The sequence below is a fragment of the Streptomyces sp. NPDC001137 genome (assembly GCF_040298885.1).
GTDB lineage: Bacteria > Actinomycetota > Actinomycetes > Streptomycetales > Streptomycetaceae > Streptomyces.
Genome location: NZ_JBEPBA010000006.1, coordinates 286,918 through 300,137, shown reverse-complemented (window position 1 = coordinate 300,137; position 13,220 = coordinate 286,918). Strand labels below are relative to the sequence as shown.

The 13,220-nt window shown below is 71.8% G+C and carries 9 protein-coding genes and 1 riboswitch; of the genes, 1 reads left to right on the top strand and 8 read right to left on the bottom strand.

Features of this window, described 5'->3' with window-relative positions; genetic code table 11:
* Positions 1–122: 122 nt before the first annotated feature.
* The 3 genes from ABT254_RS14765 to ABT254_RS14755 all read right to left on the bottom strand — a co-directional run bounded on the left by ABT254_RS14765 (position 123) and on the right by ABT254_RS14755 (position 4,610).
* Positions 123–908, bottom strand: a complete 786-nt coding sequence (locus tag ABT254_RS14765) for an SGNH/GDSL hydrolase family protein (protein ID WP_351469145.1) — start codon at positions 906–908, stop codon at positions 123–125.
* Between the two features lie 253 nt (positions 909–1,161).
* On the bottom strand, positions 1,162–2,061 hold the full coding sequence (locus tag ABT254_RS14760) for a M23 family metallopeptidase (protein ID WP_351468733.1): 900 nt from the start codon (positions 2,059–2,061) through the stop codon (positions 1,162–1,164).
* 4 nt (positions 2,062–2,065) lie between these two features.
* Positions 2,066–2,233, bottom strand: a riboswitch (cyclic di-AMP (ydaO/yuaA leader).
* A gap of 307 nt (positions 2,234–2,540) precedes the next feature.
* Positions 2,541–4,610: an alpha-galactosidase gene (locus ABT254_RS14755; RefSeq protein WP_351468730.1), complete on the bottom strand. Its 2,070-nt coding sequence runs from the start codon at positions 4,608–4,610 to the stop codon at positions 2,541–2,543.
* 170 nt (positions 4,611–4,780) lie between these two features.
* On the opposite strand from ABT254_RS14755, the gene ABT254_RS14750 reads away from it, so the two are divergent.
* Positions 4,781–5,578 carry a tyrosine-protein phosphatase gene (locus tag ABT254_RS14750; protein ID WP_351468727.1) on the top strand — a complete coding sequence of 266 codons (798 nt, stop codon included), beginning with the start codon at positions 4,781–4,783 and terminating at the stop codon, positions 5,576–5,578.
* A gap of 9 nt (positions 5,579–5,587) precedes the next feature.
* Here the strand turns inward: ABT254_RS14750 and ABT254_RS14745 are convergent, their stop codons facing one another.
* From ABT254_RS14745 to dxs, 5 genes are all read right to left on the bottom strand, one after another.
* Positions 5,588–5,713 (bottom strand): DUF6126 family protein, encoded by a 126-nt coding sequence (locus ABT254_RS14745; RefSeq protein ID WP_344400340.1) that lies wholly within the window; start codon positions 5,711–5,713, stop codon positions 5,588–5,590.
* Complete coding sequence (locus ABT254_RS14740) at positions 5,710–6,351, bottom strand: helix-turn-helix domain-containing protein (protein ID WP_351468724.1); 642 nt, start codon at positions 6,349–6,351, stop codon at positions 5,710–5,712. Before ABT254_RS14740 ends, ABT254_RS14745 begins: the two co-directional genes overlap by 4 nt.
* Positions 6,352–6,448: 97 nt before the next feature.
* Positions 6,449–9,832, bottom strand: coding sequence for a hypothetical protein (locus ABT254_RS14735; protein WP_351468721.1), 3,384 nt, complete (start codon positions 9,830–9,832; stop codon positions 6,449–6,451).
* 86 nt (positions 9,833–9,918) lie between these two features.
* Positions 9,919–11,304, bottom strand: a complete 1,386-nt coding sequence (locus tag ABT254_RS14730) for an aspartate aminotransferase family protein (protein ID WP_351468718.1) — start codon at positions 11,302–11,304, stop codon at positions 9,919–9,921.
* Positions 11,301–13,208 carry a 1-deoxy-D-xylulose-5-phosphate synthase gene (dxs, locus tag ABT254_RS14725; protein ID WP_351468716.1) on the bottom strand — a complete coding sequence of 636 codons (1,908 nt, stop codon included), beginning with the start codon at positions 13,206–13,208 and terminating at the stop codon, positions 11,301–11,303. The genes ABT254_RS14730 and dxs overlap by 4 nt, the downstream gene beginning before the upstream one ends.
* Positions 13,209–13,220 lie beyond the last annotated feature (12 nt).

Here is a 13,220-nt window from a genome sequence, read left to right as displayed (position 1 = left end):
CCCCGCACTCGGCGGGGGCTCAGTGCCACCGGGCCGCTTCACCGCCCGTCGCGGCGAGGGCCGTTCTCCAGCCATCCGAAGCACCCCGCCCAGTACGGTTTTCAGGCGACTCCTGGCAGCCCTCAGGCCACCGAAGCGATCCGCATCTTGATGTCGTCCGGCGACAGCGCACCCTTCGCCGTGACGTGGTCCCCGGACGACTCGCCGCGCAGCCGGCGGCCGATCCACGGCACCAGGTACTCACGCGCCCAGTGCACGTCGTCCCGTCGCACCTCGAGGGTGCCGCGCGGCGGGAGCGGCGGCCAGGGCTGGTCCGGGTCGGCCGGCACCTCGAGACCGAGGACCTGCCCGGCGCGCAACGCCACACGCGTGTGCCCCTCGGGTGAGAGGTGAAGGCGGTCGCCGTCCCACGCCCTGCGGTCCTGGACGGTCTTCAGGGACCACAGGTCGAGCACGGGACAGCCGTACCGGTCGGCGATGGCCCGGACATGACCGTTGTAGGTGGCGATCTTGCCGCGCAGGTGCTTGAGCACGGGGACGCCACGGGTGTCGAAGCCGGTGGTCACCATGACGGTGCCGGCGACTTCGGTGAGCTTGGCCACCGCCCGCTCGAAACGCTCGGCGACCTCGTCGGGGTCGGTGCCGGGACGGATGATGTCGTTGCCGCCCGCACAGAACGAGACCAGGTCCGGCGCCAGTTCGACGGCCTGCGGTACCTGGTCCTCCACGATCTGGTCGAGCAGTTTGCCGCGTACGGCGAGGTTGGTGTAACTGAAGTCGCCCTCGGGTCGCCGGTCCGCGAGAAGTACCGCGAACCGGTCGGCCCAGCCGACGAACGCCCCGTCGGGGCCGGGATCGCCGACGCCCTCGGTGAAGCTGTCCCCCACCGCAACGTACGACCCGATCACTGATCTGCTGTCACTCTTCGAATCGTCTGCCACACCGACCATGATTCACCTTCGAATGTGACCTACGCGACCGTAGGAAAGGGTTGACGCGCGGTGAGATAAGCCACTTCTAAAGTGTTCACCAAGCCCGGAATAACCTTCCTACCAGGGCTGTTGAGGCGTCAGCGATGTTGTGCGGCGACACCGAAGGCCGGACCCGGGGATCGAGGTCCGGCCTTCGGCAGCTGTGTCAGGCAGTTGACTGCGGGGGATGTCAGCCGACGCCGACGCCCTTCGAGCGGAGGTAGGCGACCGGGTCCACGTCGGAGCCGTAGTCGGGCGTGGTCCGGATCTCGAAGTGCAGGTGCGGGCCGGTCACATTGCCGGTCGCGCCGGACAGGCCGAGCTGCTGGCCCTCGGTCACGGACTGGCCGGCCGAGACGGAGATCTGGGACATGTGGCCGTACTGGGCGTAGTAGCCGTCGGCGAGCCTGACGACGACCTGGTTGCCGTAGGCACCGCCCCAGCCCGCGGAGACGACCGTGCCCGCGCCCACGGACTTGATGGAGGTGCCGGTCGGGACGACGAAGTCGACGCCGGTGTGGTAGCCGCTGGACCACATGCTGCCGGCCACGTGGTAGCCGGTGCCGATGGTGCCGCCGATCACCGGGAGGGTGAAGCCGGTGGGGGCGGACTGGGAGGCCTTGGTGGCGGTCGCCCTGCCGGCGGAGGAGGACGTCTTCGAGGCGGACGAGGAGGACGACTTGGCGGTGTCCGTCGCGGCCTTCCGGCCGATCGTCAGCTTCAGGCCCGGGTGGATCAGCGACGGGTCGTCGCCGACGGCCCTGCGGTTGTCCGAGTAGAGCCTGTGCCAGCCGCCGGCGACATGCTGCTCGTCGGCGATCTTCGAGAGGTAGTCGCCGGCCCGTACCGAATAGGTCCGCACACCCGCATTGCCGCCGGCACTCTTCCGGGCCGCCTTCTTCTCGGCGACCGGAAGGGACTGGACGGCCTTTTCGGAAACCGCCCGGGGAGGGGACTGAGTGGTGGCGGCATGGGCGCCGGTGGCCCCCATGAGCGGGAGAGCGAGTGCGGCGCCACCGGTTCCGGCGACGGCGATGGAACGGGTGAAGCGCTGGGGCTTCGGGCGACGGTGCTTACCCTTCGCGGGCATGACGAATTCCTCTCCGGCGCCTGCGAGGTGAGCTGTCGGGTTCGGGCTGGAGATGCCCGGCCGCGCATGCGACGCGGCTTTACCCCTAGCCGTTCCGGAGACCGGAACAGGCAGTTGTACCTGTGGGTCCCCCGCTCCTGCCGTTCACGGGTGAGTTTTGCGGGTACCGGGCGGCGGCAGGATTGGGCGTCCGTCCGGATTGGTGGCGAACGTAAGCGACCAAGACGCAGAGGAACAAGTGCCGGTTCCCCGTGAATGCGTTTTTATTGATCCCTTGAGAGAAAACGCCGTGACCCTGCGTGAATTCCGGGGTGATCGTCTCCGTCAAACAGCCTTGTTGAGCATATGAATTACGTGGACATGACGCGCCACGCACCGTCACGGATATGACGCTCCTCACGTGCCCCTGCTCCAGGTTCCCCTATTCGGGAGCGAGTTGGAATGAAGAGGCAGAAGGAGCGCCAAACCGGACAGAAGGCTCAGATGCGCCGCAGACGGAAAACTGCCGCATCGAGGTCGCCACGCAATCCCGTCCTCAGACCGTGATGCAGCAATACGGCACCGCTATGGATTTCGCCCGTTTCGGGGCATTCATACCAGGCTGTCGGGTCGAGGCCCCGCAGTCGCAGCGCCGGTACGGGCTCGCCGTGGCTCTGCGCCTGGAGCCAGGCGAGGACGACCGCCTCGTCCCCGCGCATGTACTGCACCGCACTCAGCCCGCCGCGCGGGGGCCGCAGCCGGTAGAGGTCGCCGTGCTGCACCAGCGGCCGGATCTCCTTGTAGAGCGCCACCCACTCGCCGGCCTCGGCGAGCTCCTCCTCGGTCCACCGGGTGAGGTCCCCGCCGACCCCGAGCACGCCGGCCATGGAGCTCACGAACCGGAAGCGCAGCGAGCTGACCCGGCCGTTGAGCTGGGTGTTCGGGCTGTCGGTGACCCAGGCGGCCATCACCCGCGCGGGGTGGATCTGGCTGAAGCCGTGCTGGATGGCGAGCCGGTCGAGCGGATCGGTGTTGTCGGAGGTCCACACCTGGTCCGTACGGCTCATGATCCCGAGGTCGATCCGTCCGCCGCCGCCCGAGCAGGACTCGAAGGCCACACCGGGGTGGGCCGCCCGCAGCCGGCCCAACAGGGCGTAAAGGCCCCGGACATGATCGACCCAGAGGCGCTGCGGGTAGGACTCGCCGGGCCAGCCCGCGTCGGTGAAGCAGCGGTTGAAGTCCCACTTCACATAGTCGATGGGGGCGCTGGAGAGGAGCGCGTCGAGCTGCTCCCAGAGGTATTCCCGCACGTCCTCCCGGGCCAGGTTCAGCACGAGCTGGTTGCGGAATTCCGTCCGCTTCCGACCCGGCTGGAACTGCACCCAGTCGGGGTGCGCGCGGTAGAGGTCGCTGTCCGGGTTGACCATCTCGGGCTCGACCCAGATGCCGAACTGCATGCCGAGGGCGTGCACATAGTCCGCGAGAGGCTTGAGGCCCTTCGGGAAGCGGTCCCGGTTGACCGTCCAGTCGCCGAGTCCCGCGCGGTCGCTGGTGCGCTTGCCGAACCAGCCGTCGTCGACCACGAACAGCTCGACGCCGATCGCCGCGGCCCGCCGCGCGAGGGCACCCTGCTGCTCCTCGGAGATGTCGAACTCGGTGGCCTCCCAGGAGTTGAACAGCACCGGCCGGTCCTGGTCGGCGTCCGGGATGACGTACGCACGCTGGTAGGCGTGCCAGGCGCGGCTCGCGCCGCCGAAGCCGCCGTCGCTCCACAGACCGGCGAAGACGGGGGTGGTGTACGACTCCCCCGGCTCCAGCCGCAGCAGCCCGGAGTCGTCGTAACCGACGCCGCCGGTGATCTGCACGCGCGCGTCCGGAAGTTGCGCCACCGCGATCCGCCAGGAACCCGACCAGCCCAGAGCGCAGCCGTAGACCTCGCCGTACTCCTCGGTGGCGTCGGTGTCGAGGGCGACCCAGGGCAGGTGCTGGTGGCCGGTGTGGCCGCGGCGGCTGCCGATGACCTTCTCACCGTAGGTGAGAGGCGAGGCGGTCAGCCGGGACTCGGCGGCCCAGCGGCCGTGCAGCTGGGACAGCCGCCACTCCTCGCGCTCGGGCAGTGTCCAGGTCGCGGAGTCGGCCCGCAGCAGCTCCAGGGCGGGTCCCTCGTTGTCGAGGGTCACCCAGCGTTCCACGACGTCGTGCCGCATCCGGTAGTGCAGCGTGATAGCGAGCCCACCGTCCCGGAAGCCCAGCCGGAGGTGGTCGCCCTCCGCCTCGTACCTCTCGAAGCGCCACTCGGTGCCGCGCCGCTCGTCGGTGCGCACGGACAGGGCGGGCCGCACGAAGCGGGGGCCGCCCTCCACCGGGTACTCCTCGCGTCCGTCGAGCGGGGACTCGAAGGGCCGGTAGTCGGGCAGCGGGCGGACGGCGAGTGCCTCGGCGTCGGCGAGCGCGATCCGGGGGCCCCAGTGCAGGTGCAGCAGCTCGTCGTCCTCGGTGAGATGGACGGCGTAACTGCTGGCCGGCCCCGAGAGGAGCCACGTACGGCCGTTGTCTGCGATCTCCAGCATCAAGCCCTCACACATCCGAACAGGTGCGACCAATCCGCAACATCATCAAGCCACGTGAGGCCTGGTCGCAACGCCTGTGGACAACTCATTGCCCCAGGAATCCATGTCGTATCGTCGGGAGGGTGCCCGACGACGAGCCGCGCCGGCCGGGCGGACTGGGAGGAGCCCACGTGACGCAGCAGGTCCCGTCGACCGAACCCGAGCTGGCGGGGGTCCGCAACTTCCGTGACGTGGGCGGACTTCCGACGGTGGACGGACGGCGGGTGCGCCACGGGATGCTGTTCCGCAGCGGCCACCTCGCGCACGCGACCGAGGGGGACGCCGAGTTCCTGTCCGCCCTGGGGCTGCACACGATCTTCGACTTCCGCAACGCCGCGGATCAGAAGCTGGAGGGCCCGGACGTCGAGCTGCCGGGCGTGCGCAATGTGAACCTCCCCCTGACGGACCCGGCGGACGGCGCCGGGTTCTGGAAGATGGTCAGGGAGGGCGAGATCGAGCAGCTGCGCGAGCTCCTCGGCGACGGCAAGGCGGCGAACCGCATGATCGTCTCCTACCGCAGGATCATCAAGGAGCGCACCACCGAGCACGCGCACGTGCTGCGCTCGCTCGCCGACGACAGTGTGCCCGCCCTGATGCACTGCGCGGCGGGCAAGGACCGTGCGGGCCTGTCCATAGCGGTGACCCTGCTCGCGCTGGGCGTCGAGCGCGAGGCGATCGTCGCGGACTACCTGGAGTCGAACGCCAAGCACCGCCGCTACAAGGTGCACCGCAGCAGCCGCTCGGCCGCGGCCTACTCCCCCGAGGTGATGGAGTTGCTCAGCCCCCTGTTCGAGGCGCGTGCCGAGTATCTGGCGGCGGCCTTCGAGACGATCGAGGGGACGTGGGGCGACGTCGACACCTACCTGGAGCAGGGCCTCGGGCTCACCCCGGAACTCCGCGAGCGGCTGCGCGAGCGGCTGCTGGACTGAGCCCGGCCGCTATTTCGCTCCCACCTCGAACAGCAGGTAGACGAAGGCCGCGAAGAGGTGCCCGACGGCGATGTAGATGATCAGACGCACCCATAGGGCGCGGGGGAACTTCTCCTCCATGTTGCTGTTGCTCATGGCATCTCTCCGGTGATCGGGCCCAGGCACAGGGTGGCCGTGGGGCTCTGCAGCAGGGTGTGGACGAACAGGAGCTCCACGCCGTCGGGATCCTGGGCGGCGATGCGGTGGGGGGTCAGCGAGTCGAAGTGCGCGCTGTCGCCGGGGGCGAGCCGGTGCGTGGTGTCCCCGAGGCGCAGCCGCAGCCGTCCCTTGAGGACGTACAGCCACTCCTCGCCGGGGTGCACCCGCACGATGTCGCCCTGCGAGCCGTGCGGCACGTGGACGCGCAGGGCCTGCATACCGCGGCCGGACGCGCCGGCCTGCCAGTAGGTCCAGCCGCCCGCGACGGTCGGTTCCATGTCGGCGGCACGCACCACGGCGTCCCGGTCGGCGACCGTCTCGCCGAGCAGCTCCGAGACGGTCGTACCGTAGATACGCGCGAGGGCGAGCAGCACCGGCAGCGAGGGCTGACGCTGCCCGGTCTCCAGCCGGGAGAGATGGGCGGCCGACAGCCCGGCGGCACCCGCCGCGGCCTCCAGCGTCAGGGAGGCACGACGGCGCAGCGCGCGCAGCTGAGGGGCGACGGCGGGCAGGACCTCGTCCGGCCCGGCCGAGGGCCCCGTCTCGGGAGAGAGCCCGGTCTCGGGAGAGCTCATGCTCTCCATTCAGCCCTGTAATTGCCTGTGCGGCAATTTTCTTGCCTCAGAGGCAAAAGCAGCTCGGGGCCTCAGAGGCAGAAGCCGGCCGGTTGCGTCACTCTCTCGCCGTCATCGTCTGGTACGCCTGGGTCCGTACGTCCGGGTCGGGGTGCCGGCGCAGCCGCCGCAGCAACGACCGCCACTCCTCCGGCCAGCCGACACCGGCAGCCGTGCGGGACACCAGCTGCGCCGCGAGCAGACCGCGGACGGTGCCGCCGTCGCCGGCCAGCCGCTCCGCCGCCGCCAGCAGGGCCGCGACGTGCTCGGGACGGGCCCGGTGCGCCCAGCCCGCCTCCAGTTGGGAGGAGACCTGAAGGGCGACGGCCGTTCCGGCGCCTTCCAGCGCTCCGGCCAGGTCCAGCAGCCGCCCGAGCAGGCGGTCCGGTTCCTCGGTCCGGTCCACCAGCCGGCGCAGCAGACCCGCGCGTTCGGCCGCCAGCAGCGGCTCCGGCGTCAGCAGTGCCGCGATCTCCTCCAGCACCTCGGGCCGCGCGACGCCATCGTACGACGGTGCCACCAGGGACCGCAGCCGTTGCAGCGCGGGCAGGTCCCGGTCCTCCAACGCCTCGGCGCCGCCCTCGGGCGTGTGCATCGCGCCCAGCAGTCCGGTCACCGCGCCGTGGAAAGCGCTGCCCTCGGCCGCGCCGCCCACCGGATGCGGAAGGCCGGAGAGGGCCAGGTCGCGCAGCACCCACCCCGCGTGCTGCCAGTGTTCCCGGCTGCTCAGGTCGCCCACCGTGCCGGCGAGCCGCACGGCCAGCCCCGGCGCGTACCGGGCCCAGGGGGTCAGTCCGCGCAGGAAGCCGTAGGCGAAGAAGCCGTCGTAGGAGGCGAGGCCGGGGTCGTAGACCGCTTCGACCACCGCGGCATACCGGCCGCGGTGCCCGTCGGCCAGCTCCCAGGGGGCCACCTCGACGACGGCCTGGAGCACGCCCGGGGTGTCGTCCCGCACGGCGGCGTCCAGCAGCTGCCAGGCCGCCGGCACGCCCAGCAGCGGCGGCAGGGCACGGATCACGGCGGTCCGCACGTCGGGGTGCGCGCCCGGGGCGAAGCCGCGCGCGAGCAGCGCCACCGCCCGGCGCGGCGGCAGGAAGCGGGCCGCGAGACGTACCGCCTCCTTGCGGGAGGTCACCTTCGCCGGCCGCTCCCCGGTCAGCAACTCGCCCAGTGCGGTGGCCAGTTCGGAGGGGGCGGTGAAGCGGGCGGCGCGGCTCGCCGCGTACACCGCGACCCGGGCCCGGTCATCGCCGGCCTGCTCCAGGAGCACCGGCAGGGCCTCCCGCGGGCGGTCGGTCCAGGGCAGCGCGACGAGCGCCGCCTCGGCGACGACCACCTCCTCGTCGTCCTTGTGCCGCATGGCCAGGGCCAGGCCCAGCTCCGGCACCGGGGCGGCGGCGCGGATCGCGGCGGCCCGGTCGTCCAGCGGGAGGGAGCGGTCCTCCGCCACCTTTTCGGCGAGCCGTGCCGCGGCCAGCTGCTGGCGGGGCAGCCAGCGGTCGGCGGCGCCGAGGTCCGGCAGCGGGCGGGCGGCCCCGGCGACCAGGAAGCGCCCGTACGGCGGGGTGTCGGCCAGCAGGGCGTCCAGCAGGTCCGTACGGTCGCGGGACAGCACACGCCGTACCGGCGCGAGCACGACCGCCGACGGCTCCTGTCCGACGATCCGGGCCACCCGTTCCCCGCGGGTGGCGGGCGGTGCCAGCCACAGGGCCGCGGCCGCCTCGAACGTCATGTCGTCGCCGCGCTCCAGCGCCAGGGCCAGCAGGTCCTGCAGCGCGGGCATCCGCCGGGCCCGCGGGCCGAACGCGGCGGCCAGGCCCAGCAGCAGCCGGAAGTCGGACCTGCCGGCCGCGGCCTCCAGCCAGGGGCGCAGCGCCTCGAACACCTCGTGCTCCTGGCCGCGCCGCAGAACGCGGTGCAACGGCCCGAAGTCCGGTACGCCGACCCGGCCCACCATCCGCTCCAGGGTGCTCAACGCCCAGGCGCGCAGTGCTGTTTCGCCGTCCGCGGCGTACTCGACCAGGACGCGCCCGGCGAGGGTGCGCAGCGCCTTGAGGCTGTCGGCCGAGCAGTCCCGGGCCGCGAGGGCGTCGAGGGCGATCCGGTCGAGCCGGTCGGCGTCGGCGGGGGCGAACAGCCGTGGATGCATCCCCGCGAGCCCCTCCAGCGCGGCCGCGCGCACAGGGTCCTGGTCGTTGCGCAGCCGGGCCGCCGCACCGAGCACCTCGGTGACCGCCTCCCGGCCGCCGTCCCGGGCGGCGCAGGCGACCAACAGCGGCCACGCGGCGGCGCGCTCGTACGCCTCGGACCGCCGGGTCGCGGCCAGCAGTGTGGCGCGCGCCTCGTCGTACGGGCCGTGGGCGAGCGTGTCCAGGTCCTCCCAGTCGTCGACCCGGTCGCCGAACTCGGCGGCGGCCCTGCGCACTTCGGCCCAGCGACGCTCGCGCGGCAGCAGACCGAGCACGGACAGGGCCGGGTCCCAGTTCGTCCCGTCCGCGGTGGCGTCGAGGAAGGCCGCGCGCCTGCCCGGCGCCATGGCCTTCAGCAGTCCGGCGAAGTGGCCGTGGCGCTGCATCCAGTGGCGGCCCAGCAGCGGCAGGGACGGCGGCTCGGCCCGCACCAGCCTGCGCAGCACACCGGGCGGTGGTGCGGGCTCGTGGCGCGGTGCGTTCCGGTCGGGGGAGATGATCCAGCGGACGACACGCTCGGCGTCGGCGTCGACGAGCGCGCCGAGCCCGCCGAAGAGGCCGGGTGGCAGGCTGGGCGGCCCGTACCGTTCGAGGAGGGCGAGGACTCCCTCGGGCCGGCGCGGGGCGAGCGCCGCGACCGTCGTGGCGTTCAGCCGCCACCACTCCTCCCGGGCCGGGAGGTCGGCCCGGTCGGCCAGAGCCCGCTCGGCGTGTTCCAGCACCGGGCCGGGGTGGCGCCGGGCGAGCCGCGTCCAGCCGTCGACGGCGTGCGCGAGCCGGGGCAACTCCCGTGCGACGAACGGCGTGGAGCAGGCGGGCAGCAGACGCGCGGCCTCCGTCTCGCCCCATTCCTCGCCGAGCCGCGCCACCAGCCGCTCGGCGAGCGCGCTGCGGCCGCCGGAGGCCAGCAGACGGGCCAGCCGGCCCCGCAGCGCGGCCGGCGCGTTGTCGTACGCCGCCTCGATCGCCGCGTCCGGCACGGGCAGGGTCCGGGCCGCGCGCAGGGCGTACCCGGAGACCACCGCGTCGGGGTCGGCGAGCCGTCCGGCGAGGAAGCCGGCGTCCCGGCCGACGAGGGCAGCCAGCGCGGCCAGGCGCCGCCCGTACGGGCCGCGGGTGTCGAGTTCGGCGAGGAGCGGAGCGAGTTCCCCCTGCTCCGCGAGCCGGCGGGCGGTCCTCGCGGTGCGGGCGAGACGGGCCGGGAAAGGCAGTCCTTCAAGTGCGGAGAGCAACTGCTCCGCGGTGGTCGGCATCCGGCGATTGTGCCCCAGGATGATCGCTCGCGCGATCGAATATTCGGGTGGCCGGGACCGCTGCACGGTCCCGGCCGCGGGGCCTGCTAGCGGTTGGCGACCGCCTGCTTCACCAGCGTCTTGCTGAAGTCCCACATCAGTCCGCCGCCGCTGTGGGCGTCGTCCATCACGGCGGTGAAGGCGTCGACGAACCGGTCGACGTCCTCCTCGCCGATGGTCAGCGGCGGGATCAGCTTGATCACCTCCAGGTGGTCGCCGGAGACCTGGGTGAGGATCCGGTGCCGCTGCAGCAGCGGTACCACGACCATCTGCGCGAACAGGCCCTTGCGCGCGGCCTGCAGCATCGTCCAGCGGCTGCGCAGCTTCAGTGACTTGGGCCGCCCGAACTCGATACCGATCATCAGGCCGCGGCCGCGGACGTCCGCGAGCAGCTCGTACTTGTCGATCAGGGCGGTGAGCCGGGATTTCAGCTGCTCTCCGGTCACGCGCGCGCCGGCGACGATCTGCTCGTTCTCCATGACGGACAGCACGGCGAGGCCCGCCGCCATGGCCTGGGCGTTGGACCCGAAGCTGGCCGAGTGGACCAGCACCCGGTCCATCGACGAGTAGACCTTCTTGAAGATCCAGTCCTTGCCGAGGGTGGCGCCGACGGGCACATAACCGCCGGAGAGGGCCTTGGCCACGCACACCAGGTCCGGCTCGACGCCCTCCTCGTGCTGGTGGGCGTAGAAGTCCCCGGTCCTGCCCAGTCCCGTCTGCACCTCGTCGGCGATGAGCAGCGCCTTGTGCTTGTGCAGCAGCTCCTGCGCGGCGCGCAGATAGCCGGGCGGGGCCTCGTGCACGCCCTTGCCCTGGATCGGCTCCACGATCAGGGCTGCGACGTCGCCCTTCTTCAGCTCCCGTGCGAGAGCGTCGAGATCGCCGAGCGGTACGGCCGTGTCGGGCAGCAGCGGGGCGAAGCCGTCGCGGAAGCCGTCCTCTCCGTTGACCGAGAGCGATCCGGTGGTCAGGCCGTGGAAGGCGTGGTCGCAGTACAGGATCCGCGGCTTCCCGGTGGCGTACCGGGCGAACTTCAGCGCGGTCTCCACCGCCTCCGTACCGCTGTTGCCGAAGAACACGCGGTCCAGGTGCGGGCTGTAGGTGAGCAGCTTCTCGGCCAGCAGTCCGGGCAGCGGCTGGCAGTCGAAGCGGGTGAGGTCGGCGAGGGAGGCGTCGAGGACGTCGTGCAGCGCCTTGCGGACGACGGGGTGGTGGCGGCCCAGGCCCATCACCCCGAACCCGGCGAGCATGTCCAGGTAGTCGTTGCCGTCCGCGTCCCAGAAGTGGGCGCCCTCGGCGCGCTCGTAGACCTTGTCGAAGCCGATGGTGTGCAGCATGCGCGGGAGCTGGTGGTTCAGGTACTTCGCGTGCAGCTCGTAGCGCTCGGCTCCGCGCTCGGCCAGGAGTGCGCCGAGGTCGAACTCCTTGGTCATTCAGCCCTCTCCTTGACTGTGCCGTCCAGCTGTTCCTTGACGGCGAGGCTCGCGCTGATCCGTCCGGCCACCTCGACCGGTGTGAGGCCGATGTCGGCGAGCACTTCCCCGCGCTTGGCGTGCGCGAGGAACTGCTCCGGGATCCCGAACCGCCGTACGGGTACATCGACTTCGGCGTCCCCGAGCGCGAGCGCCACCGCGGCGCCGACGCCGCTCGCACGGCTGTTGTCCTCGACCACGGCCACCAGCCGGTGCTCGGCGGCGAGCCCGGGGAGCGCCGGGTCGACGGGCTTGACCCAGCGCGGGTCGACGACGGTGCACGAGATGCCGCGCGCCTCCAGCAGCTCGGCGGCCTGGAGGCACACGGGCGCCATCACGCCGACGGCGACCAGCAGCACCTCGGGGGTGTCCGGACCGCGGTGCAGGACGTCGAGGCCGCCCACCCGGTCGATCGCAGGGATCTCGGGCCCCACCGACTCCTTCGGGAAGCGGACCAGCGTCGGGGCGTCGTCGACGGCGACGGCCTCCCGCAGCTGCCCCCGCAGCTGGTCGGCGTCGCGCGGCGCGGCGATCCTGAGCCCCGGCACGACCTGGAGGATCGACATGTCCCACATGCCGTTGTGGGACGGCCCGTCGACACCCGTGACGCCGGCCCGGTCCAGCACGAACGTCACCCCGCAGCGGTGCAGCGCCACGTCCATCAGGAGCTGGTCGAAGGCACGGTTGAGGAAGGTGGCGTAGACGGCGACCACCGGGTGCAGCCCGCCGGTCGCGAGGCCGGCCGCGGACACCGCCGCATGCTGCTCGGCGATGCCGACGTCCCACACCCGGTCGGGGAAGCGGGCGGCGAACTTGCCGAGCCCCACCGGGTGCAGCATGGCCGCCGTGATCGCGACGACGTCCTCCCGCTCCTCGCCGATGGCGACGATCTCGTCGCCGAACACCGAGGTCCAGGAGGGCCCATTGGAGGGGGCGAGGGGCTCGCAGGTGAGCGGGTCCATCACACCGACGGTGTGGAAGTGGTCCTCCTCGTGGGCGATGGCGGGCTCGTAGCCGCGGCCCTTCTCCGTCAGGCAGTGGATGAGGACCGGCCCGTGGAAGCGCTTGGCGCGGCGCAGCGCCGACTCGACGGCCCCGATGTCGTGCCCGTCGATCGGGCCGACGTACTTGAGGCCCAGGTCCTCGAACATGCCCTGCGGGGCGAAGGCGTCCTTGAAACCCTTCTTCGCGCCGTGCAGCGATTCATAGATGGTGTTGCCGACGACCGGTGTGCGCAGCAGGACGTCCTTGCCCCAGGCGAGCACCTTCTCGTAGCCGTCGGTGGTGCGCAGGGTGGCGAGGTGGTTGGCGAGTCCGCCTATGGTCGGCGCGTACGAGCGCTCGTTGTCGTTGACGACGATGATCAGCGGGCGGTCCTTGGCGGCCGCGATGTTGTTCAGCGCCTCCCAGGCCATGCCACCGGTGAGGGCGCCGTCGCCGATGACCGCGACGACGTGTCCCTTCTCGCCCTGCACCTGGCGGGCCTTGGCGAGGCCGTCGGCCCAGCCGAGCGCCGTGGAGGCGTGGCTGTTCTCCACGATGTCGTGCTCGGACTCCTCGCGCGAGGGATAGCCCGACAGGCCGCCCTTTCCGCGCAGCTTGGAGAAGTCCTTACGGCCGGTCAGGATCTTGTGTACATAGCTCTGATGGCCGGTGTCCCAGACGATGCGGTCGACGGGCGACTCGAAGACCCGGTGCAGCGCGATGGAGAGTTCCACCACCCCCAGGTTGGGCCCGAGGTGCCCGCCGGTCCTGGCCACCGCGTGCACCAGGAACTCTCTGATCTCTTCGGACAGTTCGCGAAGCTCCGTCTCGGACAGCGCCTTCAGGTCGCGTGGTCCCCGGATGTTCTCCAGAATGGTCACGCTCGGGCCCCC

Coding starts and splice junctions, on each gene's coding strand:
- ABT254_RS14760 (WP_351468733.1), bottom strand. CDS start 2,061: ATGCCCGCGAAGGGTAAGCACCGTCGCCCGAAGCCCCAGCGCTTCACC.
- ABT254_RS14755 (WP_351468730.1), bottom strand. CDS start 4,610: ATGCTGGAGATCGCAGACAACGGCCGTACGTGGCTCCTCTCGGGGCCG.
- ABT254_RS14745 (WP_344400340.1), bottom strand. CDS start 5,713: ATGAGCAACAGCAACATGGAGGAGAAGTTCCCCCGCGCCCTATGGGTG.
- ABT254_RS14740 (WP_351468724.1), bottom strand. CDS start 6,351: ATGAGCTCTCCCGAGACCGGGCTCTCTCCCGAGACGGGGCCCTCGGCC.
- ABT254_RS14735 (WP_351468721.1), bottom strand. CDS start 9,832: ATGCCGACCACCGCGGAGCAGTTGCTCTCCGCACTTGAAGGACTGCCT.
- ABT254_RS14730 (WP_351468718.1), bottom strand. CDS start 11,304: ATGACCAAGGAGTTCGACCTCGGCGCACTCCTGGCCGAGCGCGGAGCC.